The 26,886-nt window shown below is 63.7% G+C and carries 20 protein-coding genes and 3 pseudogenes; 14 read left to right on the forward strand and 9 right to left on the reverse strand.

The genetic code is table 11. The annotated features are described in order from the left end of the window. Window positions 1–452: 452 nt before the first annotated feature. From JN403_RS12710 to JN403_RS12725, 4 genes are read right to left on the reverse strand one after another with little or no spacing between them, the layout of a single operon-like run. Window positions 453–1,298, reverse strand: a complete 846-nt coding sequence (locus JN403_RS12710) for a GNAT family N-acetyltransferase (protein WP_205487175.1) — start codon at window positions 1,296–1,298, stop codon at window positions 453–455. After that, window positions 1,295–2,476 (reverse strand): FAD-dependent oxidoreductase, encoded by a 1,182-nt coding sequence (locus JN403_RS12715; RefSeq protein ID WP_205487176.1) that lies wholly within the window; start codon window positions 2,474–2,476, stop codon window positions 1,295–1,297. The genes JN403_RS12710 and JN403_RS12715 overlap by 4 nt, the downstream gene beginning before the upstream one ends. Further along, a complete protein-coding gene (locus tag JN403_RS12720) occupies window positions 2,473–2,892 on the reverse strand; it encodes a RidA family protein (protein ID WP_205487177.1) in 420 nt (139 codons plus the stop codon). The genes JN403_RS12715 and JN403_RS12720 overlap by 4 nt, the downstream gene beginning before the upstream one ends. Further along, window positions 2,882–4,027 (reverse strand): DSD1 family PLP-dependent enzyme, encoded by a 1,146-nt coding sequence (locus tag JN403_RS12725; protein WP_205487178.1) that lies wholly within the window; start codon window positions 4,025–4,027, stop codon window positions 2,882–2,884. Before JN403_RS12725 ends, JN403_RS12720 begins: the two co-directional genes overlap by 11 nt. A 95-nt stretch (window positions 4,028–4,122) precedes the next feature. Here JN403_RS12725 and JN403_RS12730 point away from each other — a divergent pair, with 95 nt between their 5' ends. After that, a complete protein-coding gene (locus JN403_RS12730; RefSeq protein ID WP_205487179.1) occupies window positions 4,123–5,007 on the forward strand; it encodes a LysR family transcriptional regulator in 885 nt (294 codons plus the stop codon). A 727-nt stretch (window positions 5,008–5,734) separates the two neighbouring features. Here the strand turns inward: JN403_RS12730 and JN403_RS12735 are convergent. Together JN403_RS12735 and JN403_RS12740 are read right to left on the reverse strand one after the other, a co-directional pair. Then, complete coding sequence (locus tag JN403_RS12735; RefSeq protein ID WP_205487180.1) at window positions 5,735–6,448, reverse strand: cupin domain-containing protein; 714 nt, start codon at window positions 6,446–6,448, stop codon at window positions 5,735–5,737. 20 nt (window positions 6,449–6,468) lie between these two features. Further along, window positions 6,469–7,320, reverse strand: a complete 852-nt coding sequence (locus JN403_RS12740; protein ID WP_205487181.1) for a GNAT family N-acetyltransferase — start codon at window positions 7,318–7,320, stop codon at window positions 6,469–6,471. Window positions 7,321–7,828: 508 nt separating this feature from the next. Here JN403_RS12740 and JN403_RS12745 point away from each other — a divergent pair. The 12 genes and pseudogenes from JN403_RS12745 to JN403_RS12800 all read left to right on the forward strand — a co-directional run bounded on the left by JN403_RS12745 (window position 7,829) and on the right by JN403_RS12800 (window position 21,944). Continuing rightward, window positions 7,829–8,497 (forward strand): haloacid dehalogenase type II, encoded by a 669-nt coding sequence (locus JN403_RS12745; RefSeq protein WP_122535510.1) that lies wholly within the window; start codon window positions 7,829–7,831, stop codon window positions 8,495–8,497. Between the two features lie 57 nt (window positions 8,498–8,554). Continuing rightward, window positions 8,555–9,828 (forward strand): annotated as a pseudogene (locus JN403_RS12750) (FAD-dependent oxidoreductase). 119 nt (window positions 9,829–9,947) lie between these two features. After that, on the forward strand, window positions 9,948–11,585 hold the full coding sequence (locus tag JN403_RS12755) for an ABC transporter substrate-binding protein (RefSeq protein WP_205487182.1): 1,638 nt from the start codon (window positions 9,948–9,950) through the stop codon (window positions 11,583–11,585). 12 nt (window positions 11,586–11,597) lie between these two features. After that, window positions 11,598–12,554, forward strand: coding sequence for an ABC transporter permease (locus JN403_RS12760; protein WP_122535507.1), 957 nt, complete (start codon window positions 11,598–11,600; stop codon window positions 12,552–12,554). Next, entirely contained in the window at window positions 12,551–13,426 is an 876-nt protein-coding gene (locus tag JN403_RS12765; protein ID WP_108123039.1) for an ABC transporter permease, read from the forward strand. The genes JN403_RS12760 and JN403_RS12765 overlap by 4 nt, the downstream gene beginning before the upstream one ends. A gap of 1 nt (window position 13,427) precedes the next feature. Next, entirely contained in the window at window positions 13,428–15,269 is a 1,842-nt protein-coding gene (locus tag JN403_RS12770; protein WP_205487183.1) for an ABC transporter ATP-binding protein, read from the forward strand. Beyond that, window positions 15,266–15,574, forward strand: coding sequence for a (2Fe-2S)-binding protein (locus tag JN403_RS12775; RefSeq protein WP_122535505.1), 309 nt, complete (start codon window positions 15,266–15,268; stop codon window positions 15,572–15,574). Before JN403_RS12770 ends, JN403_RS12775 begins: the two co-directional genes overlap by 4 nt. After that, the gene (locus JN403_RS12780) at window positions 15,556–16,947 is read left to right on the forward strand and encodes an FAD/NAD(P)-binding oxidoreductase (protein ID WP_205487184.1); all 1,392 of its coding nucleotides are present in this window, start codon (window positions 15,556–15,558) and stop codon (window positions 16,945–16,947) included. Before JN403_RS12775 ends, JN403_RS12780 begins: the two co-directional genes overlap by 19 nt. Next, window positions 16,944–18,098 (forward strand): FAD-binding oxidoreductase, encoded by a 1,155-nt coding sequence (locus tag JN403_RS12785; protein WP_205487185.1) that lies wholly within the window; start codon window positions 16,944–16,946, stop codon window positions 18,096–18,098. The genes JN403_RS12780 and JN403_RS12785 overlap by 4 nt, the downstream gene beginning before the upstream one ends. Then, window positions 18,095–19,263, forward strand: a pseudogene (gene argE, locus JN403_RS12790) (acetylornithine deacetylase). The gene JN403_RS12785 and the pseudogene argE overlap by 4 nt, the downstream one beginning before the upstream one ends. A gap of 117 nt (window positions 19,264–19,380) precedes the next feature. After that, complete coding sequence (locus tag JN403_RS12795) at window positions 19,381–20,841, forward strand: NAD-dependent succinate-semialdehyde dehydrogenase (protein ID WP_205487186.1); 1,461 nt, start codon at window positions 19,381–19,383, stop codon at window positions 20,839–20,841. Between the two features lie 20 nt (window positions 20,842–20,861). After that, window positions 20,862–21,944, forward strand: a complete 1,083-nt coding sequence (locus JN403_RS12800) for a tartrate dehydrogenase (protein ID WP_205487187.1) — start codon at window positions 20,862–20,864, stop codon at window positions 21,942–21,944. 439 nt (window positions 21,945–22,383) lie between these two features. On the opposite strand, the gene JN403_RS12805 is transcribed toward JN403_RS12800, so the two are convergent. From JN403_RS12805 to JN403_RS12815, 3 genes and pseudogenes are all read right to left on the reverse strand, one after another. Further along, window positions 22,384–22,617, reverse strand: coding sequence for a hypothetical protein (locus JN403_RS12805; RefSeq protein ID WP_074887955.1), 234 nt, complete (start codon window positions 22,615–22,617; stop codon window positions 22,384–22,386). Beyond that, window positions 22,614–23,624: a colicin E3/pyocin S6 family cytotoxin gene (locus JN403_RS12810; RefSeq protein WP_205487188.1), complete on the reverse strand. Its 1,011-nt coding sequence runs from the start codon at window positions 23,622–23,624 to the stop codon at window positions 22,614–22,616. The genes JN403_RS12805 and JN403_RS12810 overlap by 4 nt, the downstream gene beginning before the upstream one ends. A 762-nt stretch (window positions 23,625–24,386) precedes the next feature. Beyond that, window positions 24,387–25,310, reverse strand: a pseudogene (locus JN403_RS12815) (glyoxylate/hydroxypyruvate reductase A). 215 nt (window positions 25,311–25,525) lie between these two features. Between JN403_RS12815 and gabT the strand changes: the two are divergent. Beyond that, on the forward strand, window positions 25,526–26,830 hold the full coding sequence (gene gabT / locus JN403_RS12820; protein ID WP_205487189.1) for a 4-aminobutyrate--2-oxoglutarate transaminase: 1,305 nt from the start codon (window positions 25,526–25,528) through the stop codon (window positions 26,828–26,830). The last annotated feature ends 56 nt before the right edge of the window (window positions 26,831–26,886 follow it).

Consider the following 26,886-nt stretch of genomic DNA (forward strand, 5'->3'; position numbering starts at 1 on the left):
CCGCTGCCGCCTTCCCGGCTAAAGCCGGTCCCACAAGGGATTGCGTACGCTGCCTGATTGGCGGGATGCATGCGGTCTGTTTTCGTAGGACCGGCTTCAGCCGGGAAGAGGCCAGTGTTAGCACCATCAATTATGCAGCGTGACACCTGACGCTTTCCCGGCTAAAGCCAGTCCTACAGTCGAGGTCATGCCGGATATCCTGAATGCACGCGATGTGTTTTCGTAGAACCGGCTTCAGCCGGGAACAGGCCCGCATGTGCACCCGCAGTTTTGCGGCGTGACGCCCGACGCTTTCCCGGCTAAAGCCGGTCCTACAGGATGACCGCGTCCAAATAGTGGGACCGGCTTCAGCCGGGAAGAGGCCCGTGTGAGCGCCATCAATTTTGCGGTGTGGCGCCTGACGCTTTCCCGGCTAAAGCCTGTCCTACAAATGGCGGCGCGCCTGGCAACGTTCACCCAATCGCCTGGGTCACCATCGCAAACTGGGCAATCCCATCCCGAGACTGCGGCGGTTCGCCCAGCACCATGCGGGGCGCGCGATCAACGCATGGCAGCCCCAGACCTTCCAGCCACTCCACCAGCCCGCAATCAGCCAGAATATCGAAACGCACAAACGCGCCGGGGATCAGGCCCAGCAGGTGCGTGATCATCTGTTTTGCCTGCGCCAGATCCTGCGCAACCACCGGCCCGATAAGGTGCCCGCGACCAAAACGGCGGAGCAGGGCGCAGCCTTTCAGTTGGCCGTGCACCTCGACGCCCACCACACACTCCGCCATCGGCAGCAGATCGTTGAGCACCGCCGTTCTGTCCAGCCCGCTGCCGGCGTTGGCCAGTTCGATCACCTGCGGGTATTCGGACTGGGTCACCTCACGACACCGTGCGTCTCCCGTCGAAGCCAGAACCGGCGGCAACTGCGGCACGCCCTGATGCTGCTGAATCCGCGCGTATTCGACGAAACCCATGCTCACATACAGCGGCGCCCCTGATTCAGTGGCATTGAGGATCGGCGTGCGCGGCGCGGCGGCGTCCAGGCACAGGTTCATCAACTGGCGCCCAATGCCTTTGCTCTGGTGCTGATCACTGACGATCACCAGCCCGATGGAAGAATAAGCCCCCTGATGACAAGCAAACGCCACCCCCACCAATTGCCCGTCATGTTCAGCGACGAAACCCTCGGACGTGCGCTGCACCATCGCCCAGTCTGCCTCGCGATGGGGCCACTTCAACTGCACGGACAGCGCGTGGGCGGCGGGCATGTCGGCCGCCGTCGCCATGCGATAAACGTAGGCGTCGCTCATATGAGTTTTCCTGTGCTGAAAAGGCTGGTCGCCAATTGCGGTACGAGTGATGGCTGAGTAAACCGGCGGATGTCGAAGGGGCTGATGGACGTGGTGGTGCTGCCGGTGCTGATCAGTTCGGCCATCACATCGCCGACCCCAGGGCCGAGCTGAAAGCCATGGCCGCAGAAGCCGAACGCGTAAAACAGTCCGTCGACCATGCCGCTGCGGCCCATCACCGGCAGCGAGTCCGGCGTGTAGCTTTCGATACCGCTCCAGGTGCGGATGATGTTGAGCTTCTCGGCGCCGGGCACCAGCCGCTTCATCTGGCGCATCTGGTTGAGCAGGCTTTCAGGCTTGAAAAACGCCCGGCGGTTGACCATGTCCGGCGCGCAACGAGCGCCGCCACCGATGATGATGTTGCCGCGCGGAATCTGCCGAAAATAAATCACCTCTTCCTTGATCTTGGTGAACACGCCGATCACCGTCGGCAACGCGTAGGGCACCGGCTCGGTCACCGACATCTGCGGACCGTTGGGCTCCAGGGGCACGGGTTCATCGAACTGTTGAGACAGCCTGGTCGCCCACGCGCCGGCGGTGATCAACAGCTGCTCGGCGACGAACAATTGCCCGTCGGTGGTGGTGACGTGGAACTGTCCGCCGACCTTTTGCACGTCCGCGACTTCGGTGCGCTCCTCAATGCGTGCGCCAAGCCGACCGGCCGCGCGGGCAAATGCCGGGGCCGCCAGACGCGGATTGGCGTGACCGTCGTGAGGCGCGTAAGAGCCGCCCTTGACCTCTGCGCCGAGGAAGGGAAACCGCTCGTGCAACTCGGCGCCGCGATAGATTTTCAGGTCCAGTTGCTCGGCCTCTGGCGCAGCGGCGTAGGCCTCCAGCTCGGCGATTTCGTCCTCGCGATAACACACGCGCATGTGCCCGCTGGGGATGAATTCCAGGTCGTCGTCGATCAGCTCCGGCAGACGTTTCCACAATCCCCACGACCGGTTTGCCAGTTCGAGCTGGCCCAGATAACGACCTTGGCGACGGACGTTGCCGAAGTTCACGCCGCTGGCGTACTGACCGATCTGGTCGCGTTCCAGCAGGGTGACCGAGCGGCCGCGCCGCTGCAGGAAAAACGTCGAGGAGGCGCCCATGACGCCGCCGCCGATTACCAGCACATCGCTTTTTTGCGGGTTCATGAAGGTTCCTCACGCAGGTTATGGGGTTGCAGGCCACGGGCTACGGCTTCTATCTCAATCAGGTAACCGTGATGCAAAACCGGGACTGGCACCACGGCGCGGGCGGGCCGATGCTCACCCAGGCACTGTGCATAGAGTCGGTCAAACGCCGGCCAGTGTTCAATGCCCACCACGTAGACCGTGACTTTCAGCAAATCGGTTGGGCCCAGGCCCGCTTCCCGGAGGATCGCCATGAGATTGTCGAGGGCAATCGAGGCCTGCACTTCGAACGGCTGATCGGCGCTGTGCTCGCCGTTGGCCCGCACCGGCAATTGCCCGGACACGTACAGCAAGCCGCCGTAAGCCACTGCTTGGGAATAGTGCCCGCCCGGCGCCGCTGCGTCGGCCGTGTGAATGATCTCGATGTCACCAGCCATGCAGACGACTCCAGGTGTGCACCGCGCCGTCGGCGTCGAGGGCGTGATAGTCCGGGAATTGCGCACCGGTGGCGCAGGCGTGGTTGGGCAGAATGCGCAGGCGGCTGCCGATGGGGAATCGTGCGGCGAGGTCGGTACTGTCCGCCTCGCCCAGAGTAATGATGCCGTGCTCCTGATTGGCGCCAGTAACCAACGCCCCTTCGATCCATTCCCCCGCTTCGCCGCACACCTGGCCGTAACCGAAATCGTAACGCTGACGCTGGGTGCCGCGATCACGACTCATGGCCATCCATCCGGCGTCGGTGATGATCCAGCCCTTTTCCTGCTGATGGCCGATCACCGTGGTCAGCACGCTCAGCGCCAACTCGTCGGCTCGGCAGACGCCGATGTTGTGCATGACCAGATCGAAGAACACATAGACGCCAGCGCGCACTTCCGTCACGCCGTCCAGATTCAGGGCCGAGAGGGCGGTGGGCGTGGAGCCGATGCTGACGTCCGGGCAGGCCATCCCGGCGTCACGGATGCGTTGAGCGGCCTGAACGCAGAGTGCGCGCTCCTGTTCGGCGAGGGCCTGCAGTGCTTCGGGGTTGTCGAGTTCGTAGCTGGAACCGGCGTGGGTCATCACACCGCGCAGCTGCACGCCGCCGTCGATGAGGATGCGCGCCACGTCGATGAGTGCCGGGTCTTCGGCAGCGAGGCCGGACCGATGACCGTCGCAGTCGACCTCAATCCAGACGGGCCAGATGGGGTTGGATTCGTCGTGCTCACGCGCAAACGCGACGATGGCCTGTGCGCCCTGAACGCTGTCGGTGAGCACGCTCAGGTTGCAGCCGGCGCACCGCAGCGCCAGTGCCTGATCCAATTTGCCGGGCGCGATGGCGACCGCGTACAACACGTCGTTGATGCCCTGGTTGAAACAGTGCTCGGCTTCTTTCAGGGTCGAGACCGTCACGCCCCTCGCACCGGCCGCGATCTGCGCCTGAATCACCGGCAGGCATTTGCTGGTCTTGGCGTGGGGACGCAACCGCACGCCGAGGCTGTTCATGCGCTGCTGCATGCGCTGGATGTTGCGCTGCATGCGCGGGACGTCCACCAGCGCGGCGGGGGTGTCGAGAGAAGCGATCGGCGTAGACATGACGGAACTCGGGTGGCGAGGGACAGGCTGCACTCTACTCAGCTGTCGTTAAGGTGTGGTTCAATTCAGCCTCATCAATCATTAAGCAAAAGTGAATGATCTCCATCGAAGACCTGCGCCTGGCGGTCGCCCTGAGCCGTGCCGAATCCCTGAGCGCGGCGGCCAGAGCGCTCAATGTCTCGCCGCCGGCGCTGTCCATGCGCCTGCGTAAACTGGAGACATTGCTGGGCCTGACCCTGGCCAACCGCGATGCCCGCCGCCTGAGCCTGACGGCCGACGGCGAACGCTTCTCCCGGGAAAGCGCGCTGTTGCTGGAACAGCTCGAAGCGCTACCGGAATCCTTCCGGCAAAAGGACGAAAGACTGGTCGGCACGTTGCGGCTGGCGGCGCCCTTCGGCTTCGGACGCCAGCGACTGGCACCGCTGTTGGCGCGTTTCATCCGGCTACATCCGCAGTTGTGCCTGCACCTGGACCTGCGCGAAACACCCTGGCCGGACCGGCACGACAGCGACGCCGTGATCCACATCGGCCACCTCAACGACAGCCTCTGGACCGCGCGGCAACTCTCACCCAACGAACGCTGGCTGTGCGCGAGCCCGGCCTACCTGCAAGCACACGGCGAGCCGACCTCGCCGGACCAACTCAGCGCCCACCGCTGCATCTGCATCCGCGAGAACGACGAAGACGTCACCCTCTGGCACCTGCGCAAAGGCCCCGCCCGCAAAACCCTGCGCGTCGAACCGGCCCTGCTCACCAACGACGGCAGCGTCGCCCGCCGCTGGGCCGAACAAGGCCTGGGCCTCGTGCTGCGCTCGCAATGGGACGTCAGCGACGCCATCGCCGCCGGCAACCTCGTCCGCGTCCTCGCCGACTGGAGTTTCGACAGCGCCCCGGTCAACCTCCTCGTGCCCTCCAGGAAATTGCGGAGTCCGAGGGTGCAGGCGTTGGTGGCGTTTCTGGAAGATGCGTTGAAGGTGTGAGCGTCGGTTGATCAAGGAGCAGGCGTCATGCCGCAACATCCTCGGCGCTGGGACTGGCCTCTTCCCGGCTAAAGCCGGTCCCACTAACAGCGCGCGTTGCATCAATGAGACCGGTGACGCGGAGCGTCACAGGATGCATTCCCACGCGGAGCGTGGGGAACGATCGGACAGAAACAGCAACAGCTTCGCGAGCAAGCTCGCTCCCACAGGTAGGGTGTCTGATCAGCAAAACTACCAACGTCCAGACTGGCCTCTTCCCGGCTGAAGCCGGTCCCACTAACAGCGCGCGTTGCATCAGTGAGACCGGTGACGCGGAGCGTCAGGGGATGCATTCCCACGCAGAGCGTGGGAACGATCAAGATCAAAGGCTTCCCGGCTAAAGCCGGTCGTACTAAGCGTAAGCGCGCTTTTGATCTTCATACGCAAAAAGCGCAGACACCGCAGAACGCGACTTTGGTGCAGGCTGAACGCAGGTCTCGCGGAGTGGGCCGAGCGGCATGGATGCCGCGAGAGCCGCCCCCGCCATGGATGGCGGATGGCGGCGGGTCCACGGAGCGGGACCGGAGTGAAGGAACCCGACGAAGTCGGGCCCAACCGAGAGCAAGCACCCTTGGTTACTTGGGGTGCTTTTCCAAGTAACTCGCCGAAGGCGAAACAGTCTGCCCCCAGGCAGACGCCCTTGATCTTGATCTTGATCTTGATCTTGATCTAAAGAGAGACGCTGAGGTTACTTCACCGCATAGACCTTGCGGACGTAAACCGTGCTGGTCCACGCGCAAAACGCCCCCTTCACCACAAAAACCGTATCCCCCGGATTAACCGTCACCTCACCTCCCTCATCATCGGCCAACGTCACGCTCCCCTCCAACAGATGCATCAACTCATGCAACCGATGCCCACGACCATGGCGCTGATACGGCGTCGAATCACAGATCCCAACCTTTAAATCCGTCACCTCATCATCGAACAGACTCAACGCCCGACACTGCGGCGCAGGCCCGATCAAAATCGGCGGCTCCAGCGTCGCCGACGGCTCCAGCCGCAGATGCGCCGGCAACAGCGTCAAACCGGGACGCGCCGGCGCACCCTCCACATCCACCGCACAAAACGCCCACTCACTGCCAGTGCTGGCGTGCACCGCCACCCGACTGCCACGGCCAATCACCGCACTGTCACCGACGCCCAACTCCAGCGTCTGCTCCGCACTGCTCAGCACCACATGGCCGGCGTGCACCACCAGCGTCTCGCTGTAGGGAAAGTCTTCGATCAACGCGTCGCCGGTGAACCGCACAAGCCCGGCCGACACCCCGTCATCGCCGCGCCACGCCACATTTCGCGCCTCGGCAAAAGGGTCGAGCGCGCTCAACGGCGCCGAGCTGAAAGACGTAGAAACGCCGCTGCCATCAGCGCGCGCCAACAGCAAAATACCGGGAGATGACATGGTTAACGCTCCGTAAAAAATCAGCCGATCGCCTGGGTGATCAGCGCAAAAGGTTGCACGCCCTGGCTGGCCTCGGGCGGCGCGCCTCGGGCCATCTGTACCACGGTGTCGACGTTCTTCAGGCCCGCCGTTTCCAGCCAGTCGCTGAGTCCGCAGGTCACAGGGATGTCGATGCGCACAAAAGTGTCCGGCACCTGTGCCAGCAACGTCGCGATCAAGTGCTTGGCCTGATGGATATTCTCTGCCACCACCGGCCCGATGCAGCGCCCGCGTCCGAACGGCCGCAGCAAGGCAAAGCCGCGCAGCTGACCGTCACGCTCGATGCCCACGGCATGCTCCACTTGCAGGTCGCGCAACACATCGCGACGGTCCAGGCCGCTGGCGGCTTTGGCGAGGGCGAGCAGGGCGGCGTGATCGTCAGCAGTGAGCGCACGGCATATTTCGCCGGCGGCCAGCTCATCAAGCGCCGGCACCTGCGCCTGGCCCTGATGCTGCTGCACTCGACCGAACTCAACAAAACCCTGACTGGCATATAACGGCTTGCCAGCGACGGTGGCGTTAAGAATCGGCGTACGCGGCTCGCACGCGGCGAGGGCCGTCTCCATCAAGCGGCGGCCAATGCCCTGGCCCTGATAGTCGTTGCTGACGATCACCAGGCCGATGGTCGCGAAATCACCTTGAGGGCAGACGAAGGCGCTGCCGATCAGGCGACTGCCGTCCATCACCACGAAGCCGTCGCTGACCCGGTGCAGCATCGCCCAGTCGTCCAGGCGATGGGGCCATTTCAGTTGAACCGACAGGTCATGGGCGGCGGCCAGATCGGCAACGGTCATCCGGCGGTAGGTATAAGAAGGGTGCGGCAGGGCGGACATGGCGAGGCTCCGTTATGCGTTATTCAGATAGCGCTGAACGCCTGTATCCCACCTGATTTAAGGGCTGACAAGAGGGCGAGGGATATTCGGCAGATTCGTTGCGCGGCGAGGGACGAGACCCAACTTCATACTTAAATCCGGGGCGAGGGCGGCAGCAAATGCCAGGGGCGGATTTTATCGTTTCAGCCCCACTGATCGTTCCCGCGGTCTGAGTGGGAACGATCAACATTATCTGCCGCCGCAAGCCCCATTCTTAAGCCTTACCACCCAGCAATCCTCACAAAAGCCCCCTAAAAGCGCACAAACACAGGCCCTGCCCAAGGCTGGCGCGCACCGCAAACTCTGCTGAGGCCAGCCACCAAAACGGTGGTTTGTATTGAGCACGGGTCGTTTTAGACGGCATATGCTGATTTCACAGTGATGTAATGAAGCTGTGCTGCAACGAGGCCGACGCGCCGCCAGGGCAGCGAACGCTTGCCACACTCAACTGACTTCAGGACCGCACTCAATGAGCTTTCTCCGTCCCAAATTCATTACGTTCGACTGCTACGGCACGCTCACCAACTTCCACATGGGCACCATGACCCGCGAGCTCTTCGCCGACCGCGTCAAGCCTGAACAGATGGACCAGTTCGTCAAAGACTTTTCGGCCTATCGCCTCGATCAGGTCATGGGCGACTGGCAGCCGTACGACGTGATCCTCAAGACCGCCCTGGCCCGGACCTGCAAACGCTGGGGCGTCGAGTACCGCGATGAAGGCCAGCTGTATTACGACGCGGTGCCGACCTGGGGCCCCCACGCCGACGTGCCGGCCGGTCTGTCGAAGATCGCCGACAAGATTCCCCTGGTGATCTTCTCCAACGCCAGCGACAGCCAGATCATGTCCAACGTCGACAAACTCGGCGCGCCGTTTCACAAGGTCTTCACCGCCGAACAGGCCCAGGCTTACAAGCCACGCCTGGCAGCTTTTGAATTCATGCTCGACAACCTCGGCTGCGGCCCGGAAGACATCTTGCATGTGTCTTCGAGCTTCCGTTACGACCTGATGCCGGCCCACGACATGAAGATCAAGAACAAGGCCTTCGTCGCCCGCGGTCATGAAGTGCCGGCGAATGCGTATTTCGAGTACCAGCAAATCACCGACATCGGCGGACTGCCGGCGCTGGTGGGCCTGTAACTCAAGCGCCGTCTCCACGCCGTTTCAGCGCCGCCGTTTTCGCATAAGGGGTTAAAGATGGGCAGTGAATCCTATTGGCTCGACACTTCACCGGCCTTCACCGGTGCCCAACTCGGCGGCTTGCCCGGGCAGGTCGACGTGGCCGTGATCGGCGGTGGATTCACCGGCCTGTCGGCGGCGCGGGCGCTGACGCTCAAGGGGGCCAGCGTGGTGGTGCTGGATGCCGGGCGCGTGATCGGTGAAGCCTCCGGTCGCAACGGCGGCCAGTGCAACACCGGCGTCGCGCAGGATTACGCCGGTCTGCACGCCAGTCTCGGTGCGGCCAGGGCGCGCGCCTATTACCAGGCCTATGAAAGCGCGGTCCAGACCGTGGTGTCGCTGGTCGAGCAGGAAGGGATCGCCTGCGATCTGCGGCGCAACGGCAAGCTCAAGCTGGCGGCCAAACCCCTGCATTACGAAGGCCTGGCCCGCACCTGCGAGCTGATCCGCCAGGAGGTGGACGCCGACGTCGAGCTGCTGAATGCCGAGCAAACCCGTGCCGAAGTCAACTCGTCGCAGTTTCACGGTGGCTTGTTGCAGCGCAACGGCGTGCAAATGCACGTCGGCCGCTTTGGGGTCGGTCTGGCGGAAGCCGCTGCCCGGCGCGGCGCAATGATTTACCAACACACCCCGGTCAAGGACTGGAAGCCCCAGGCCGGCGGTTATCAGGTCAACACCGCCAAGGGCTCGCTGCACGCAGGCCAAGTGCTGCTGGCGACCGGCGCTTGCCAGCACGGCGACCTCGGCTGGTACCGCCGGCGGATCGTGCCGGTGGGCAGTTTTGTCATCGCCACCGAAGTCTTGCCCCAGGCCCTGATCGACGAGTTGTTGCCGCAGCACCGGGCCTACGTGACCAGCCGCATGATCGGCAACTACTTTCGCCTGACCCCGGACAACCGCCTGCTGTTTGGCGGGCGTGCGCGTTTTGCCATGTCCGACGGCGTGTCCGACGCCAAGAGCGGCAAGGTGCTGCAGGCGGCGATGCTGAACATGTTCCCGCAATTGGCCAACGTGAAAATCGATTACTGCTGGGGCGGTCTGGTGGACATGACGTCCGACCGTCTGCCCCGCGCCGGCCAGCACGGCGGCGTGTTTCATTCCATGGGTTACAGCGGCCATGGCGTGCAGATGTCCGTGCACATGGGCCAGGTCATGGCTGAGGTCATGGCCGGCAACGCAGCGGCCAACCCCTGGCGTGAACTGGAGTGGCCGGCGATTCCGGGCACTTCGGCAAGCCGTGGTTTCTGCCGTTCGTGGGTGCGTACTACCGCTTGCAGGACTATTTGCACTGAATCATGCACGGAGCCCTGCACTGAGTCGCCGCTGTAGCGTCACCGTCGTCTGCGTTTCCAGGACGCTCCGGACATCCGTGAGCACTCGAATATCCCGATCATCGACAGGTAGCCTTGATATGACTGACCACAAAGACACCCCCGAGCTTATCTCCGGCCCAGACAGCCTGCGGGTATTCGAAGGCCTCAATCGCGGCATGTCGCGGCGCAATGCCTTGCAGATGCTCGGCCTGGCCGGTGTCGCCGCAGCGGGGGCGGGCAGCCTGTTCGGCAGCGCCGGCAAACTGTTCGCCGAAGAAGCCACCGCTGGCGGCAAGGGCAAACCGGGCGGCAAGATCCGCGTCGCCGGCATGTCCAGTTCCACCGCCGACACCCTCGACCCGGCCAAGGGCGCGCTGTCCACCGACTACGCCCGTCACTACATGTTCTACAACGGCCTGACCCGCTTCGATAAGCACTTGGTGCCGCAGCTGGAACTGGCCGAGCGCATCGACAATGTCGACGCCACGCTGTGGACCATCACCCTGCGCAAGGACGTGACCTTCCACAACGGCAAGAGCCTCGGCGCCGCCGACGTGGTGTTCTCCCTCAGCCGCCACAAGGACCCGCTCACCGGTTCCAAAGTCATGCCGCTGATGGAGCAGTTCGCAGAGATCAAGGCCACCGGTCCGAACGAAGTGCAGATCCGCCTGAGCGCGCCGAACGCCGAACTGCCGTCGATCCTGGCCGTGTCGCACCTGCTGATCGTTCCCGAGGGCACCACCGACTTCAACAAAGGCATCGGCACCGGGCCGTTCACCGTCGGCGAGTTCAAGCCGGGTGTGCGTTCGGTGGCCGTGCGCAACAAGAACTACTGGAAACCGGGCCTGCCGTACCTCGACGAGATCGAATTCATCGCCATTGCCGACGAGCCGTCGCGGGTCAACGCGTTGCTGTCCGGCGACGTGCACATGATCAACGAGGTCAACCCGCGCTCCACCACACGTATCGCCGCCAGCCCCAAACACCGCGTCGTTGATGCGCCGTCGGGCAACTACACTGACTTGATCATTCGCCAGGACCAGCTCCCCGGCAAAAGCCCGGAATTCACCCAGGCCATGAAACTGCTGCTGGACCGCGAACAGGTCAAATCCGCGGTGTTCCGTGGCTTCGCCGTGGTCGGCAACGACCACCCGATTGCGCCAGGTTCGCGCTACTTCAACACCGACTTGCCGCAGACGGTATACGACCCGGAAAAAGCCAAATTCCTGCTGAAGAAAGCCGGCATGGAAAGCATCACCATGCCCGTCATGGCGTCGCCTGCCGCGACCGGTTCCGTGGACATCGCCGTGCTGCTGCAGCAATCGGCGAAACAGGCGGGGCTCAAACTGGACGTCAACCGCCTGCCGAGCGACGGCTACTGGTCCAACCACTGGATGAAGCACCCGTTGAGCTTCGGCAACATCAACCCGCGACCGAACGCCGACGTGATGTTCTCGCAGTTCTTCCAGTCCAAGGCGCCGTGGAACGAGTCCGGCTGGCAGAACGATCAGTTCGACCAGTTGCTGATGCTGGCCCGGGGCGAAACCGACGACGCCAAGCGCGCCAAGATGTACGGCGACATGCAGACCCTGGTGCACGATCACTGCGGCATCGGCGTGCCGGTGTTCATCAGCAACATCGACGGCGTCGACCAGCGCATCAAGGGCTATGACTCCAACCCGTTGGGCGGCTTCATGGGTTACATGTTCGCCGAGCAGGTGTGGCTGGACGCTTGAGGAGGCAGTGCGATGAATAGCCATACGCTGTGGTTGATCTGCCGGCGCCTCGGTGCCGGGGTCGTGACCCTGTTGATCGTGTCCATGGTCGTGTTTGCGATCACGGCCGTGCTGCCGGGCGACGCGGCGCAGCAATCCCTCGGGCAGTTCGCCACCCCGGAACAGGTGGCGGCACTGCGCCTGAAACTGGGGCTCGATCAACCCGGCGTGTTGCGCTATCTGCACTGGTTGATGAGCCTGCTTACCGGCGACATGGGCCAGTCGGTGTCCAACGCCATGCCGGTGGGTGAATTGATGGCCGGCCGGGTGCCGAACACGCTGATGCTGGCAGGCGCCACGGCGCTGGTGTCGGTGCCGCTGGCGCTGATCCTCGGCATCGGTTCGGCCATGGGCCGGGGCGGGCGCATCGACAGCTGCCTGAGTTTCATCACCCTGGCGATGGTCGCGGTGCCGGAGTTTCTGGTGGCGACCCTGGCGGTGCTGATTTTCGCGGTCAACCTCGGTTGGCTGTCGGCACTGTCCTATGCCACTGACATCACCTCGCCGCTGCAGTTTTTGCGCACCTACGCGTTACCGGTGATGACCCTGTGCTGCGTGATCGTGGCGCAGATGGCGCGGATGACCCGTGCTGCCGTCATCGACCAGCTCGACAGCCCGTACGTGGAAATGGCCCGCCTCAAAGGCGTCAGCCCGATCCGCATCGTGCTGCGCCACGCGTTGCCCAACGCCATCGGGCCGATTGCCAACGCCATCGCCCTGAGCCTGTCGTACCTTCTCGGCGGGGTGGTGATCGTCGAAACCATCTTCAACTACCCCGGCATCGCCAGCCTGATGGTCGATGCCGTGACCAACCGCGACATGGCGTTGGTGCAAGCCTGCACCATGCTGTTCTGCGCGGCCTATCTGGCGCTGGTGTTGCTCGCCGACCTCTGCGCCATCCTCTCCAACCCGAGGCTGAGAAACCAATGAACCCGCTCATTGCGAAATCCAGGCCTGCGTCTTCAGCCCTGGCACTGGCCAAGGTCTCCGGCAACCCGTCCTGGCTGGGACTGGTCGGCGCTGCCGTCTGTGTGATCTGGCTGCTGGTGGCGCTGTTCGGCCCGTGGCTGGCGCCGCACCCGGTCGGCGAAGTGATCTCCGACAACATCTTCGAAGGCTTCAGCCTGGCGCATCCCTTCGGCACCGATTACCTGGGCCGCGACATGCTCAGCCGGGTGCTGGTGGGGGCGCGCTTCACCGTCGGTCTGTCGCTGGTGGCGGCGCTGTTGGCCAGCTTCTTCGGCACCGGCTGCGCGCTGCTGTCGGTGGTTTCGCCGAAATGGCTGGACGAAATCATCAGCCGGATCATGGACGCGTTCATTTCGATCCCCAGCAAGATGCTCGCGCTGATCATGGTCTCGGCCTTCGGCTCGTCGGTCACGCTGCTGATCTGCACGGCGGTCATCAGCTATATCCCCGGTTCGTTCCGGGTGGCCCGCAGCATGGCGGTGAATATCGAAGCGCTGGAATACGTGCAAGTGGCGCGTACCCGGGGCGAAGGCAAGCTGTACGTGGCGTGCCGGGAAATCCTGCCGAACATGCTCAACCCGGTGCTCACCGACCTGGGCCTGCGTTTCGGCTACATCGTGCTGTTGCTCAGCGGCATGAGCTTTCTGGGCCTCGGCGTACAGCCGCCCGACGCCGACCTTGGCTCGCTGGTGCGGGAAAACATCGGCGGCCTCAATCAGGGCGCGATGGCGATCATCATTCCGGCGCTGGCCATCGGCACGCTGACCATCGGCGTCAATCTGCTGATCGACTACCTGTCATCGCGACGCGGTCGACGCTCGGGAGGCCATTGATATGACCCAGTTGATTCGCGTCGAAGACTTGCGCGTGGTGGCCGGCGATCCGGGCAGCGAAGTGGAGATCGTCAAGGGCGTGAGTTTTGCCCTGGAGAAGGGCGAAGTATTGGCGCTGATTGGCGAGTCCGGCTCCGGCAAAACCACGATTGCCCTGGCATTGCTCGGTTATGCGAGACGGGGCTGCCGGTTGTCCGGTGGCGTGGTGCAGGTCGGCGAACACGACATGCTCGCCCTGAACGAAAAACAGCTGCAGGGCCTGCGGGGCAATCGCGTCTCGTACATTGCCCAGAGCGCGGCGGCGGCGTTCAACCCGGCGAAAAAACTCCTCGATCAAGTGGTGGAAGGGCCGTTGATCCACGGCCTCGGCACCCGCGCCGAGCTGGAAGCCAAGGCCATTGGCCTGTTCCGTGATCTGGCCCTGCCGAATCCGGAACGCATCGGCCGCCGCTACCCGCACCAGGTTTCCGGCGGTCAGCTGCAACGGGTGATGGCCGCCATGGCGCTGATCAGCGACCCGCTGCTGGTGGTGCTCGATGAGCCGACCACCGCCCTGGACGTCACCACCCAGATCGACGTGCTGCGGGCGTTCAAGCGCGTGGTGCGTGAGCGCGGCGCCACGGCGGTCTACGTGTCCCACGACCTGGCCGTGGTCGCACAAATGGCCGACCAGATCGTCGTGCTCAACGGCGGGCAGATTCTCGAGCAAAGCGCCACCGCGCCGCTGCTCAAGGCGCCGGCCCACGAGTACACCCGCAGCCTGCTGGCGGCCGCGCGGCCTGACACGGGCATTCGTCCGCCCTGTGGCGTGGCTGAAGAAAGCCCGCTGCTGACCATCACCGGCCTGACCGCCGGCTACGGCAACAAAAACCTGCACGGCATGCCGGCGATCCGCGTGCTGGAAGACATCGACCTGACCGTACGACGTGGCCAGGCCATCGGCGTGATCGGTGAATCGGGCTCGGGCAAATCCACCCTGGCACGGGTCGTAGCGGGGCTGCTGACCCCGGCCCTCGGCGGCCTGACCTTCGACGGCCAGCCGTTGGGCGGCAGCTTGTCGGAGCGTACGCCGGAGCAGTTTCGCCGGATTCAGATGGTTTTCCAGAACGCCGACACCGCGCTCAACCCGATGCACAGCGTGGCGACCATCCTCAGCCGTCCGCTGAAAATGTATTTCGGCCTCAAGGGCGCGGCGTTGCAGGCGCGCATCGGCGAGCTGCTCGACCTGGTGCGCCTGCCGCGAGACATGGCCGAGCGCCGCCCCAATGAACTGTCCGGCGGGCAGAAGCAGCGGGTCAACCTGGCCCGGGCGCTGGCGGCCAAGCCCGACCTGATCCTCTGCGATGAAGTCACCTCGGCCCTCGACACCGTGGTTGGTGCGGCGATTCTCGAACTGCTCCGCGACCTGCGTCAGCAACTGGGCGTGTCCTACCTGTTCATCAGCCACGACATCTCCACCGTGCGTGCGCTGTGCGACGACATCGTGGTGATGTACAGCGGCCACAAAGTCCACGCCGGCCGCCGCGAATCCTTTGCCGAAGCGCCGTACCACCCGTACACCGACCTCTTGATTCATTCGGTGCCGGAACTGCGTCAGGGTTGGCTGGAAACCTGTGGCGCCACCAGCGGCGAGCTGCCGCCGATCGGCGAGCGGGCCAACCTGCCGGAGCTCTGCACCTTTCTCAATCGCTGCCCGATGCGCGTCGACGGCCTGTGCAACCGCACCGCGCCGAAGCGCCGCACGCTGGACAACGGCAGCGAAATTCTCTGCCACCGCGACGCCGCCGATCTGCTGGCGACCCAGCGCGGCGTTACCCCCACAAGCTTTGGAGCGTATGCATGAAAGGGCGTTTTGTGAGGCTGGCCGAACAGGGCCGGCCGACGGTCAACCTGACCGTGGATGGCGCGCCAATCGAAGCGTTGCAGGGCGACACGCTGATGGTGGCGTTGCTGACCCAGGGCGGTTCGCTGCGCCAGTCGGAATTCGACAGCGGCCGCCGCGCCGGTTTCTGCCTGATGGGCGCCTGCCAGGATTGCTGGGTCTGGACCCGTGGCGGCGAACGCCTGCGCGCCTGCTCCAATGAAGTCCGCGACGGCCTGGACATCGTCACCACACAACCGGAGGCGACATGGCCACTGCACAGTTGAGCACCCATCGCGTCGTCATCGTCGGTGCGGGCCCGGCCGGCGTGCGCTGCGCCGAAACCTTGCTGGCGGCCGGCATCAAGCCGATTCTGGTGGACGAGAACCGCCGCGACGGCGGGCAGATCTACCGCCGCCAGCCGGACGGATTCACGCGCGATTACTCCGCCTTGTATGGCAGCGAAGCCGACAAGGCCAAGGACCTGCACCAGACCTTCGACCGCATCCGTGGCGCCATCGATTACCGCCCGGACACGCTGGTGTGGAACCTCACGCCGGGGCAGTTGTGCTGCGCGAATCAGGGCCGCCACACCACCCTGGACTACGACGCGCTGATTCTCTGCACCGGCGCTACCGACCGCCTGATGCCCATTGAAGGCTGGCAACTGGCGGGCACCTACAGCCTGGGCGGGGCGCAGATCGCGTTGAAAAACCAGGCCGTTTCCATCGGCCATCGCGTGGTGTTCATGGGCAGCGGGCCCTTGCTGTACCTGGTCGCCAGCCAGTACGTCAAAGCCGGCGCGACTGTGGCCGCGGTTCTTGATACCTCGCCCTTCAGCCTGCGTCTTAAAGCCCTGCCAAAACTGCTGGCACGACCGGGGCTGTTGTGGACCGGCATGAAATTTCTGGCGCAGCTGTATCAGGCTAAAGTGCCCGTGCATCTCGGCGTCAAACCGTTAGAGGTGTTGGGCGATGCCGCCAATGGCGTGGCAGGCGTGCGTTTCACCACCGGCAGCGGCAAGGCCGTGACCGTGCAGGCGGATGCCGTCGCATTGGGTTATCACCTGCGCCCGGAAACCCAGCTGGGTGATCTGGCCGGTTGCGCCATGGCCTTCGATGAAGCCTCCAGGCAATGGTGGCTGGCGACGGACGAGGCCGGTCGCACCTCGGTGAACGGCGTCTACGCCGCGGGCGACGGGGCGAAGATTCGCGGGGCCGATGCCGCCGAGCACGCCGGACGCCGAGTGGCACTGGCACTGCTGGAAGACCTCAAGCAACCGTTTAACGCCGGGCTGCGCGATGAACAGCAACAGGCGCTCACGGTGATGGACCAGTTTCGTCTGGGCCTGGCCGAAGCGTTTCCTTGGCCTGCTGAACAGGCCAAGGCCTTGCCCGACAGCGCCATCGTCTGCCGCTGCGAGATGATCACAGCCGGCGAGTTACGCCGCACGGTCAACGAGAAGGGCGCCTGTGAAGTCAACCGCGCCAAGGCATTCAGCCGGGTCGGCATGGGTCGCTGCCAGGGCCGTTATTGCTCCCAGGCGGGGGCTGAAGTGATCGCCGCAGAGGCCGGCGTGCAGGTGCAGGAAGTCGGTCGCCAGCGCGGGCAGGCGCCGGTCAAACCCTTGTCGATGCTCATTGAGGAGGTGTCGCCATGAGCGTGCAAAAAGCAGATGTGGTGATCGTCGGCGGCGGCGTGATGGGCTCAGCGACGGCGTTCTTTCTGCGTCAGCGCGGGCAGTCGGTGATCCTGCTGGAGCGCGACCAGATCGGCCAGTACGCCAGCGGCGTCAACTTCGGCAACGTGCGCCGGCAAGGGCGTTTTCTCGGGCAACTGGCGCTGGCCAACCGTTCGTACGCACTGTGGAAACGCCTCCCGGAACTGATCGACGACGACCTCGAATTCATCCCCAGCGGGCACATGCGCGTGTGTTACCGCGAAGACGAAATCGCCGAGCTGGAGGCCTATGCCGCCGCCCCGGAAGCCGAGGAACTTGACCTGAAAATCTTCCGTGGCGCCGAGCTGCATCAGCGCTTTGGCTTTCTCGGCGCGGACGTCAAAGGGGGTTCTTATGCGCCCCACGACGGCCACGCCAACCCGCGCCTTGCCGCGCCAGCCTTTGCCCGCGCTGCCCGTCGCCTGGGCGCGCAGATCGAAGAGCGCACGGAAGTGGCCGAGGTCCAGAAGGTCGGCGGAGACTTTCACGTCACCACCACCGACGGTCGTCAGTTCCACGCCGCGCAGCTGTTGATCACCGCCGGCGCCTGGGGCCAGAAACTCTCGGCGCAGTTCGACGAACCGGTGCCGCTGGACACCCACGGCCCGCAGATGGCGGTCACGGAACCGGTGCCCTACGCCTTGCCAACGGTGATCGGCGTGTACACCAAGATCGCCGAGGAAGTGATCTACTTCCGCCAGATCTCCCGGGGCAACATCGTCATCGGCGGCGGCTTTCGCAGCAAACCGGACATGCTCAACCGCCGCGCCGCTGTCGAACCGCGCAGCATCCTCAATCAGGCCGAGCAGATGCGTCGGCTGCTGCCAGGCGTCGGCAATCTGAACATCATCCGCGTGTGGAGCGGCATCGAAGGCTACCTGCCGGACTCGCTGCCGATCATGGGCCCCAGCGGCACCGTCGACGGGCTGTTCTACGCCTTCGGCTTCTGCGGCCACGGCTTTCAGCTCGGCCCCGGCGTCGGTGACGTGATGGCCGAACTGCTCGATACCGGTCGCACCACGACCCCGATCGAGGCATTCTCCATCACGCGTTTTGCCCTTCCCGCCGCGCAACGGAGCCACGCCTCATGAAACCCCGCGTTCTCGAGATTCTGAAACGGCTGATGGCCTTCGAAACCGTGTCGTCGGAGTCCAACATGGCCCTGATCGACTACGTCCGCGACCTGCTGCTGAGCAAGGGCATCGAGTCGCTGATCGTCAAGGACGAGAGTGGCAAGAAGGCCAACCTGTTCGCCAGCACCGGTCCGAAAGACCAGCCCGGCGTGTTGCTCTCCGGGCACACCGACGTGGTGCCGGCGGCGGGGCAGGCGTGGACCTTTCCGGCCTTCGCCGCCACCGTGCAGGACGGGCGCATCTATGGCCGCGGCAGTTGCGACATGAAGGGCTTCATCGCCCTGGCCATCGACGCCATGCTCGACGCGGCAGAGCACTCACTCACACGCCCCTCAACCGCCCGCTGCAACTGGCCTTGTCCCATGACGAGGAGATCGGTTGCGTCGGCGTGCGGCGCTTGCTCGACGTGCTGCACCTGGCGCCGGTGCGGCCGTTTCTCTGCGTGATCGGCGAGCCGACCAACATGCAATTCGTCCTTGGGCACAAAGGCAAAGGCTCCTACCGCACCTATTGCCGGGGCCAGGAGGCGCATTCGTCCCTGGCGCCGCGCTCGGTCAACGCCATTCACGTGGCCTGCGACTTCATCGCCTCCCTGCGGGAGAGCCAGCAGCATTTGCAACGCCACGGTGCTCAGGACACTGACTACGACGTGCCTTACAGCACCGTGCATGTCGGGCAGATCAGCGGCGGCAAGGCGCTGAACATCGTGCCGAACCTGTGCACCCTGGATTTCGAGGTGCGCAACCTGCCGGCGGACAACCTGGATCAGTTCATCGAGCAGATGCGCGAGCGCGCCGAAGTGATCGTGCGTGAGGCGCAGAAGCTCTCCAGCGTCGCGGCCATCGAGATAGAAACCATCAACGTCTACCCCGGCCTCGACACCCACCCGACGGTCGAGGCGGTGAGCTTCCTCAAGCAATTCGCCGCGCCGGACACCGGCATGACCAAGGTCTCCTTCGGCACCGAAGGCGGTCTGTTCAAGCAGCGGCTGGATGTGCCGGTGGTGGTGTGTGGCCCGGGTTCCATCGAGCAGGCGCACAAGCCGGACGAGTTTATCGAGGTCAGCCAGATGGACGCCGGCGAGCGCTTTCTGCAAGGGCTGCTGGGCTCGCTGAAGGCGTAGCAGAGCCTGCCGTCCTGACGGGAATTTCAGCACGGCACGCTGGTTTGAAGACGCTTTCGGCATCCTCGTCCGAGGCAGATCCCTAGACTGGAATCTGTCTCGGATCAGGACTCGACCATGCTCAAGAATCGCTTGCAAGACCCCGGCCTGTTGGCTGAACGCGCCTACGTAAACGGCCAGTGGATCGCTGCCGACAGCGGCGCCACCCTCGACGTCCGCGACCCTGCCGCCGGCGAACTGCTTGCCCAGGTTCCGGCCATGGACGCCGTGGACACCCGCCGGGCCATCGAAGCCGCCGAGCAGGCCTGGCCGGCGTGGCGCGCGCGCCCGGCGGCAGAACGTGCGGCGCTGCTGGAGCGCTGGTTCCAGGCGATGATCGACCACCTCGACGACCTCGCGCTGATCATGACCTGCGAGCAGGGCAAGCCGCTGAACGAGGCCAAGGGCGAAATCCGCTATGGCGCCGGCTTCGTCAAATGGTTCGCCGAAGAAGCGCGCCGGGTCTACGGCGAAACCATGCCGGCCCCCAGTGGCGACCGCCGCCTGCTGACCCTCAAGCAACCCGTGGGCGTCTGCGCCGCGATCACCCCGTGGAATTTCCCCAACGCGATGATCACCCGCAAATGCGCGCCGGCCCTGGCCGCCGGTTGCCCGGTCATCGTCAAACCGTCGGACCTCACGCCGCTGTCGGCCCTTGCGCTGGCGGTGCTGGCCGAGCGCGTCGGTATTCCGGCCGGCGTGTTCAACGTCATCACCGGAATGCCCGCCGGCATCGGTGAAGAACTCACCGGCAACCCTGCGGTGCGCAAGATTTCCTTCACCGGCTCCACCGCCGTCGGCCGCCTGCTGATGCGCCAGAGCGCCGAACACATCAAACGGCTGAGCCTGGAACTGGGTGGCAACGCGCCGTTCGTGGTGTTCGACGACGCCGACCTCGAACAGGCCGTGGCCGGGGTGATGATCAGCAAGTTTCGCAACGCCGGGCAAACCTGCGTGTGCGCCAACCGCATCCTCGTGCAGGCGGGCATCTACGACCGATTTGCCGCGCGGCTGGTGGAGGAGGTGGGCAAACTCAAGGTCGGCAACGGCCTGGAAGAAGGCGTGACCATTGGTCCGCTGATCAACCCGGCGGCGGTGAGCAAGGTGGCCCGGCACATCGACGATGCCCTGAGCCAGGGCGCCAGACTGCTCTGCGGCGGGATTCCCGCAGGCGACAGTCAGTTCGTGCAACCCACCGTGCTGGCTGACGCCCACGCCGGCATGCTCCTGGCCAATGAGGAAACCTTCGGCCCGGTGGCGCCGTTGATGCGCTTTACTACAGAAGACGAAGCGCTGGCCCTGGCCAACGCGACGCCGTTCGGCCTGGGCGCCTACTATTTCACCCAGGACTTGAAGCGTTCGTGGCGCTTCGGCGAAGCGCTGGAGTTCGGCATGGTCGGCCTCAACACCGGGATCATCTCGATGGAAGTCGCGCCGTTCGGCGGCATCAAACAATCGGGCCTCGGCCGCGAGGGCAGCAAGTACGGCCTGGACGAGTACCTTGAAGTCAAAGCCTTCCACATCGGCGGCTTGAACTGATTCATCCCAAGGGGCGCACCATGAGCAAGGCATTCAGAATCGCCGCGATTGCGGGCGACGGCATCGGCAAGGAAGTCCTGCCCGAAGGGCTGCGGGTACTGGAACAGGCCGCGAAAAAATGGGAGCTCAACCTGAGCATCGACGTGCTCGACTGGGCCCACTGCGATTACTACCTCGCCCACGGGAAGATGATGCCCGACGACTGGTTCGAGCAGCTCAAGGGCTATGACGCGATCTACTTCGGCGCCGTGGGCTGGCCCGACAAGGTGCCGGACCACATTTCCCTGTGGGGTTCGTTGCTCAAGTTTCGCCGTGATTTCGACCAATACGTGAACATCCGCCCGGTGCGCCTGTTCCCCGGCGTGCCCTGTCCGCTGGCCGGACGCAAGCCGGGGGATATCGACTTCGTGGTGATCCGGGAAAACACCGAGGGCGAATACTCCTCAGTGGGCGGCAAGATGTTTGAAGGCACCGAGCACGAATTCGTCCTGCAGGAATCGGTGTTCACCCGCCGTGGCGTCGACCGCATCCTCAAATTCGCCTTCGAACTCGCCCAGACCCGCCCGCGCAAACGCCTGACCGCCGCGACCAAATCCAACGGCATTTCCATCAGCATGCCGTACTGGGACGAACGCACGGCCTTGATGGCGGCAAATTACCCTGAGGTGACGTGGGACAAGCAGCACATCGACATCCTCTGCGCACGCTTCGTGTTGCAGCCGGACCGGTTTGACGTGGTCGTGGCGTCGAACCTGTTCGGCGACATCCTCTCGGACCTCGGCCCGGCATGCGCCGGCACCATCGGCATCGCCCCCTCGGCGAACCTCGACCCGGAACGGCGGTTTCCGTCATTGTTCGAACCGGTGCATGGCTCCGCGCCGGATATCTACGGACAAAACATCGCCAACCCCATCGCGATGATCTGGTCCGGCGCGCTGATGCTCGACTTCCTCGGCAACGGAGACGAACGCTACCGCGCGGCCCATGACGGGATATTGAAGGCGATTGAGGAAGTGATTGCAGAGGGGCCAATCACCCCGGATTTGGGCGGGAAGGGCTCAACCCAAAACGTCGGGGCGGCGATTGCCGGAAGATTGGTTTAACGGAGGGCCGTCAGGCTACGCGTTCCAATAGTGGGACCGGCTTCAGCCGGGAAGAGGCCGGTGTGTGCAATATCAATTTTTCGATATGGCCGCTGACGCCTTCCCGGCTAAAGCCAGTCCCACAGGGACGCGGAGCGTCCGGGGCTGCATTACCACGCAGAGCGTGGGAACGATCTGCATGTGTCTGGCTCACCGATTACAGGTTTTGATCTCAGTGGGACCGGCTTTAGCCGGGAAGGCGTCGGATGCTACACCGAGAAATTGATAGCGATTGCGCGAGCCTCTTCCCGGCTAAAGCCGGTCCCACTAAATGCAAGCGTTGTGTCAGTAGGACCGGCTTTAGCCGGGAAGACGTCGGATGCCACACCAACGGACCGGGGACAGATTAATTTATGGAGAAGCGCTGTAAATAAATCAGTCCCCTTTAAACGATCGAGCTTTAAGCGACATTGCATGTAAGTTGGAAGATATGAACCTCATCAAAGAATTTTCTTCCAACCAATGCCTCAATGGCTGAAGCCTGATCGCGGTTCAGGTCGTATCCTTCGTCGCCGCGTTGCGGTTCCGACCACTCCATGATTTCGCTCAATTGAGCGTCGCAACCGTCGGGCAGATTGATTTCAAGCTTGAGCTGTTCGCTCTCTCTGTCGAATACCTCAACGATGTATTTCAAGGTTCAACCTCGCGTGTGCTGTCTGCACTTTTGGTTTGAGTGTCTGTTTCTGCGTCGAACTCTCCCAAGTGTTTTCCTCGCTTGTTGTATTTTTCAATTGCCCCGTGCTGGCTGTCCCATTCGAAAATCTCGCCTGCCTGGGTTTTCCAGCGTTTGCGCAGACCTCCACCGCCCTTGACCGATGTCTTCCGGGGCGCAACCTTTGCGTCGGGAAATGCGGCGAGTTCTTTCGGAGGCGGATGATACCCATGATCCCCATTAAACGGCCTTGCATACACCACATACATCGACCTCAGCCCCGAGTCAGCGGGGAAGACGAGGATGCAGTCTTCGGCGGTGATGTCGTCGCCGGGGAGGCCTTCGAGCTGGCTGTCGGTGTCGTCCGGGATCGGGTGGACGAGGATGGTGCCTAAACGGGCATCGCTGTTTTCGGGGTAGACCAGCGGTTCCAGCGTCCCGTATCGACCCCGGCGGCGCGTCATGAGAATAGTGATGCCGTTAAGATGGGCCTCCATCGCGCTTTTGTCGGCATTCCAGCGGGCTTGCACAGTGCGGACCGAGTCGTCGCCGGATGCTTTGGAGTGAATGCCGTAGATCTGCAACTCGCCCTCTGCATCACGGCGCAGCTGAAAGCGCACCCGCGTGGTTGCCTGAGTCAGGTTGCGCAATTCGTCGTCGGTGTAGAGCGTGCCGTCGCCCATCTTCGCCGGGAGCATGCCGACGATGAACAGACTCGCCGGGCCGCCTGCTCCGCGAAGCAGCCAGGTGTGGCTGCGCTGCATGATGCCGCCACCGGCCATACGGCCCAGTCCCATGTCTGCGCCGAGTGCGGCGGCAATGGCGTCGGAGGCGGAAGGCAGCAGCATGGCGCCCGCCATCATGACCGCGCCGAAGTTGGAGGCGGGCTCTACGGTGGTACCGGCGTCGGTGCTGCACCATTCCCCGTTACAGGATTTGGCGAATACCTTGTCGGTACGCGCCTTCGGCTCGGGCCAGCGTTCAGGCATCGAAGTGGGCACCCGCACGGGTTCGGGAGGCGGGTTCCATGCGGCCCACGACGCACCTCCGTTGGGAAGCCCTTTGAAAATCGAGTCGTCCCCAAAGGGATCTTTTTGTCGTCCTTGAACATGACCTTCCTGAAGTCCGCCAATTTAGGGCGGCGGAGGATGCGGTCGGGTCGACGAGTGGTCAACGGCGTGGGGGTTACGGGATGTTGCCGGACGGAAAGGCTTTAGATTTCAGTGGGACTGGCTTCAGCAGACAAGACGTAAGGTTTCACGTCACATAATTGTGGGCGACTGGACTGGCCTCTTCCCGGCTAAAGCCGGTCCCACTAAAAAGCATGCGCGGTGTCAGTGGGACCGTCGGCGATCCCCCGTAGGACCGGCTTTAACCGGGAAGCTGTTGATCTGCTTTTGATCTGCTTCTGCTCTTCATACAAAGCTAGCCCAATCGACACCAATCGCGACTTTGGTGCAGGCTGAACGCAGGTCTCGCGGAGTGGGCCGAGCGGCATGGATGCCGCGAGAGCCGCCCCCGCCATGGATGGCGGATGGCGGCGGGCCCACGGAGCGAGACCGGAGTGAAGGAACCCTGACGAAGGAAGGGCCCAACCGAGAGCAAGCACCCTTGGTTACTTGGGGTGCTTTTCCAAGTAACTCGCCGAAGGCGAAACAGTCTGCCCCCAGGCAGACGCCCTTGATCTTGATCTTGATCTTGATCTTGATCTTGATCTTGATCTTGATCTGGCTTGTGATCTGAAAAACAACTCAATAACCGCGGTTTCGATCTATCTGACCGACCATCCGCTCCCCCGCTCAAACCGCCGAATATTCTCCAGCAACACCCCAAACGCACTCGCCGGCTGCGTCATCGCCGCCACATGCGGCGTCAACACCACCTGCGGGTGCCCCCAAAACGGATGATCAGCCGCCGCCGGCTCCACCTGCAACACATCCAGAATAGCGCCGCCCAACTGACCACTTTCCAGCGCCTCCAGCAAATCCCCTCCACCAGATGCCCGCCGCGCCCCATATTGATCAGCCCCGCACCCCGCGGCAGCAACGCAAACAGATTCCGGTCCAGAATCCCCTCCGTCTGCTCCGTCAACGGCAACACACACAGCAAAATATCGCACTGCCCCAAAAACGCCGACAACTGCGCCTGACCCGCAAAACAGTCCACCCCCTCAATCTCATGAACGCTGCGCGCCCAGCCCGACAAGGCAAACCCGAACGGCGCCAGTGTTGCCAGAATCTGCTGCGCCTGCGTGCCCAACCCCATCACACCCACACGGCGGTTCTCCGCCGGCTGCAACAGATGCGCCTGCCAGCAACGCGCCGCCTGCTGCTCGCGGTACCGAAGCATATCCCGATGCAGACTCAACACCGCCCACGTCGCGTACTCGCACATCCCCCGCGTGATGCCCGGATCCAGCAGCCGCACCACCGGCAGGTCCGCCGGCAACCGCGACAGATCCAGCTGATCGACCCCGGCCGACAGCGCGAACAGCACTTTCAGATTGGGCAGCAACTGCGTCAGATCATCCGGCGCCTGCCAGGCGGCCAGATACTCGACCTCCTCGGGATTGCCGACGTCCGGCCAGGCGCGCCATTCGATGTCCGGTGCGTGTTCGGCGAACAGCGTCTGCCAGTGTGGCGCGCGCGCGGGTCGGCTTTGTAGAGCAAGGCCATGGGCTTCTCCTGCTAAAGGGAGGCTGAAGGGAAGGGGTAGGGAGCTAGCCCACATCATCCTCCAAGCCCGACGCAGGATCTGTTGAAAGGCGGGGCCAAAACAGTTGATCCGAATTTCTCACGGGCCAAGTTCGGCTAAGTGCGTTGCCCGCACGCCGTAACCTGATCAGCATCGCAACCGCCTCCAGGTTGCCGGACTCACGATGGGAAATGCCATGAACAGCAAAGTCGACGAAACCCCTCTTTTGCTCCGTCAGCGCGAGCAATTTGTGCCCCGTGGTCTGGTCACCGCGCACCCGCTGGTGATCGACCTTGCCCAGGGCACCGAATTGTGGGACGTGGATGGCAAGCGCTACCTGGATTTCGTCGGCGGTATCGGCGTGCTCAACATCGGCCACAATCACCCGAAAGTGGTCGCCGCCGTGCAGGCTCAACTGCAAAAAGTCTCCCACGCCTGCTTTCAGGTGGCGGCCTATACGCCTTACCTCGACCTGGCACAGCGCCTCTGCGAAATGATCGGCGGGCAGGAAGCCTACAAGGCTGCGTTCTTCACCTCCGGCGCAGAAGCGGTGGAGAACGCCGTGAAGATCGCCCGTGCCCACACCAACCGTTCGGCAGTCATCGCCTTTCGGGGCGGCTTCCACGGGCGCACCTTGCTCGGCACCACGCTCACCGGCATGAGCCAACCCTACAAACAGAACTTCGGGCCGTTTGCGCCGGAGGTGTTCCATACGCCGTACCCGAACGCGTATCGCGGTGTCAGCAGTGTTGACGCAATCACTGCGCTGAATGAATTGCTCGCCACCCAAGTGGCACCGGACCGAGTGGCTGCGATTCTGATCGAACCGGTGCAGGGCGACGGCGGTTTCCTCACCGCGCCGCCGGAGTTTCTTCAGGCGCTGCGGGCATTAGCCGACAAGCACGGCATTGTGCTGATCCTCGACGAAATCCAGACCGGTTTCGGCCGCACCGGCACCTGGTTCGGCTACCAGCACGCCGGCATCCAGCCTGATCTGGTCACTGTCGCCAAGAGCCTCGCCGGTGGCCTGCCGTTATCGGGCGTGGTCGGCAAGGCGCACATCATGGATGCGCCGCTGCCCGGCGGCCTCGGCGGCACTTACGGCGGCAACGCCCTGGCGTGCGCGGCGGCCCTGGCGGTGATCGATGCGTTCGAGGAAGAGCAACTGCTGGCGCGCAGCCAACTCCTGGGCGAGCGTCTGCGCCGCGGCCTGATCGGTTTGCAGGCGCGCTACCCGCGCATCGGCGACGTGCGCGGCACCGGTTTCATGCTGGCGATCGAGCTGATCAAGGATGACGCCGCGCGCACCCCGGACGCCGACCTCAATGCACGGGTGATCGACGAAGCCCGGGCGGGTGGTTTGCTGGTTATCAAATGCGGCGTTTACCGCAACGTGCTGCGCTTCCTTGCGCCATTGGTGACGACAGAAGCCCAGGTCGATGAAGCCGTGCAGATCCTCGACGCCGCCTTGGCACGGGTCTTGAACTCGAATTTGAAGTAGTGCCTTGCCCGCTACGGGCCAGATGCATCCAGGAGGTTCAATCCACATGGGGCTGA

The organism is Pseudomonas sp. 15A4 (assembly GCF_016925575.1).
Taxonomy (GTDB): Bacteria; Pseudomonadota; Gammaproteobacteria; order Pseudomonadales; family Pseudomonadaceae; genus Aquipseudomonas.

Bases quoted from the DNA above. Each gene is read 5' to 3' on its own strand.
- JN403_RS12710 (WP_205487175.1), bottom strand. From the start codon at position 1,298: ATGAGCGACGCCTACGTTTATCGCATGGCGACGGCGGCCGACATGCCC.
- JN403_RS12715 (WP_205487176.1), bottom strand. From the start codon at position 2,476: ATGAACCCGCAAAAAAGCGATGTGCTGGTAATCGGCGGCGGCGTCATG.
- JN403_RS12720 (WP_205487177.1), bottom strand. From the start codon at position 2,892: ATGGCTGGTGACATCGAGATCATTCACACGGCCGACGCAGCGGCGCCG.
- JN403_RS12725 (WP_205487178.1), bottom strand. From the start codon at position 4,027: ATGTCTACGCCGATCGCTTCTCTCGACACCCCCGCCGCGCTGGTGGAC.
- JN403_RS12730 (WP_205487179.1), top strand. From the start codon at position 4,123: ATGATCTCCATCGAAGACCTGCGCCTGGCGGTCGCCCTGAGCCGTGCC.
- JN403_RS12735 (WP_205487180.1), bottom strand. From the start codon at position 6,448: ATGTCATCTCCCGGTATTTTGCTGTTGGCGCGCGCTGATGGCAGCGGC.
- JN403_RS12740 (WP_205487181.1), bottom strand. From the start codon at position 7,320: ATGTCCGCCCTGCCGCACCCTTCTTATACCTACCGCCGGATGACCGTT.
- JN403_RS12745 (WP_122535510.1), top strand. From the start codon at position 7,829: ATGAGCTTTCTCCGTCCCAAATTCATTACGTTCGACTGCTACGGCACG.
- JN403_RS12755 (WP_205487182.1), top strand. From the start codon at position 9,948: ATGACTGACCACAAAGACACCCCCGAGCTTATCTCCGGCCCAGACAGC.
- JN403_RS12760 (WP_122535507.1), top strand. From the start codon at position 11,598: ATGAATAGCCATACGCTGTGGTTGATCTGCCGGCGCCTCGGTGCCGGG.
- JN403_RS12765 (WP_108123039.1), top strand. From the start codon at position 12,551: ATGAACCCGCTCATTGCGAAATCCAGGCCTGCGTCTTCAGCCCTGGCA.
- JN403_RS12770 (WP_205487183.1), top strand. From the start codon at position 13,428: ATGACCCAGTTGATTCGCGTCGAAGACTTGCGCGTGGTGGCCGGCGAT.
- JN403_RS12775 (WP_122535505.1), top strand. From the start codon at position 15,266: ATGAAAGGGCGTTTTGTGAGGCTGGCCGAACAGGGCCGGCCGACGGTC.
- JN403_RS12780 (WP_205487184.1), top strand. From the start codon at position 15,556: ATGGCCACTGCACAGTTGAGCACCCATCGCGTCGTCATCGTCGGTGCG.
- JN403_RS12785 (WP_205487185.1), top strand. From the start codon at position 16,944: ATGAGCGTGCAAAAAGCAGATGTGGTGATCGTCGGCGGCGGCGTGATG.
- JN403_RS12795 (WP_205487186.1), top strand. From the start codon at position 19,381: ATGCTCAAGAATCGCTTGCAAGACCCCGGCCTGTTGGCTGAACGCGCC.
- JN403_RS12800 (WP_205487187.1), top strand. From the start codon at position 20,862: ATGAGCAAGGCATTCAGAATCGCCGCGATTGCGGGCGACGGCATCGGC.
- JN403_RS12810 (WP_205487188.1), bottom strand. From the start codon at position 23,624: ATGCCTGAACGCTGGCCCGAGCCGAAGGCGCGTACCGACAAGGTATTC.
- gabT (WP_205487189.1), top strand. From the start codon at position 25,526: ATGAACAGCAAAGTCGACGAAACCCCTCTTTTGCTCCGTCAGCGCGAG.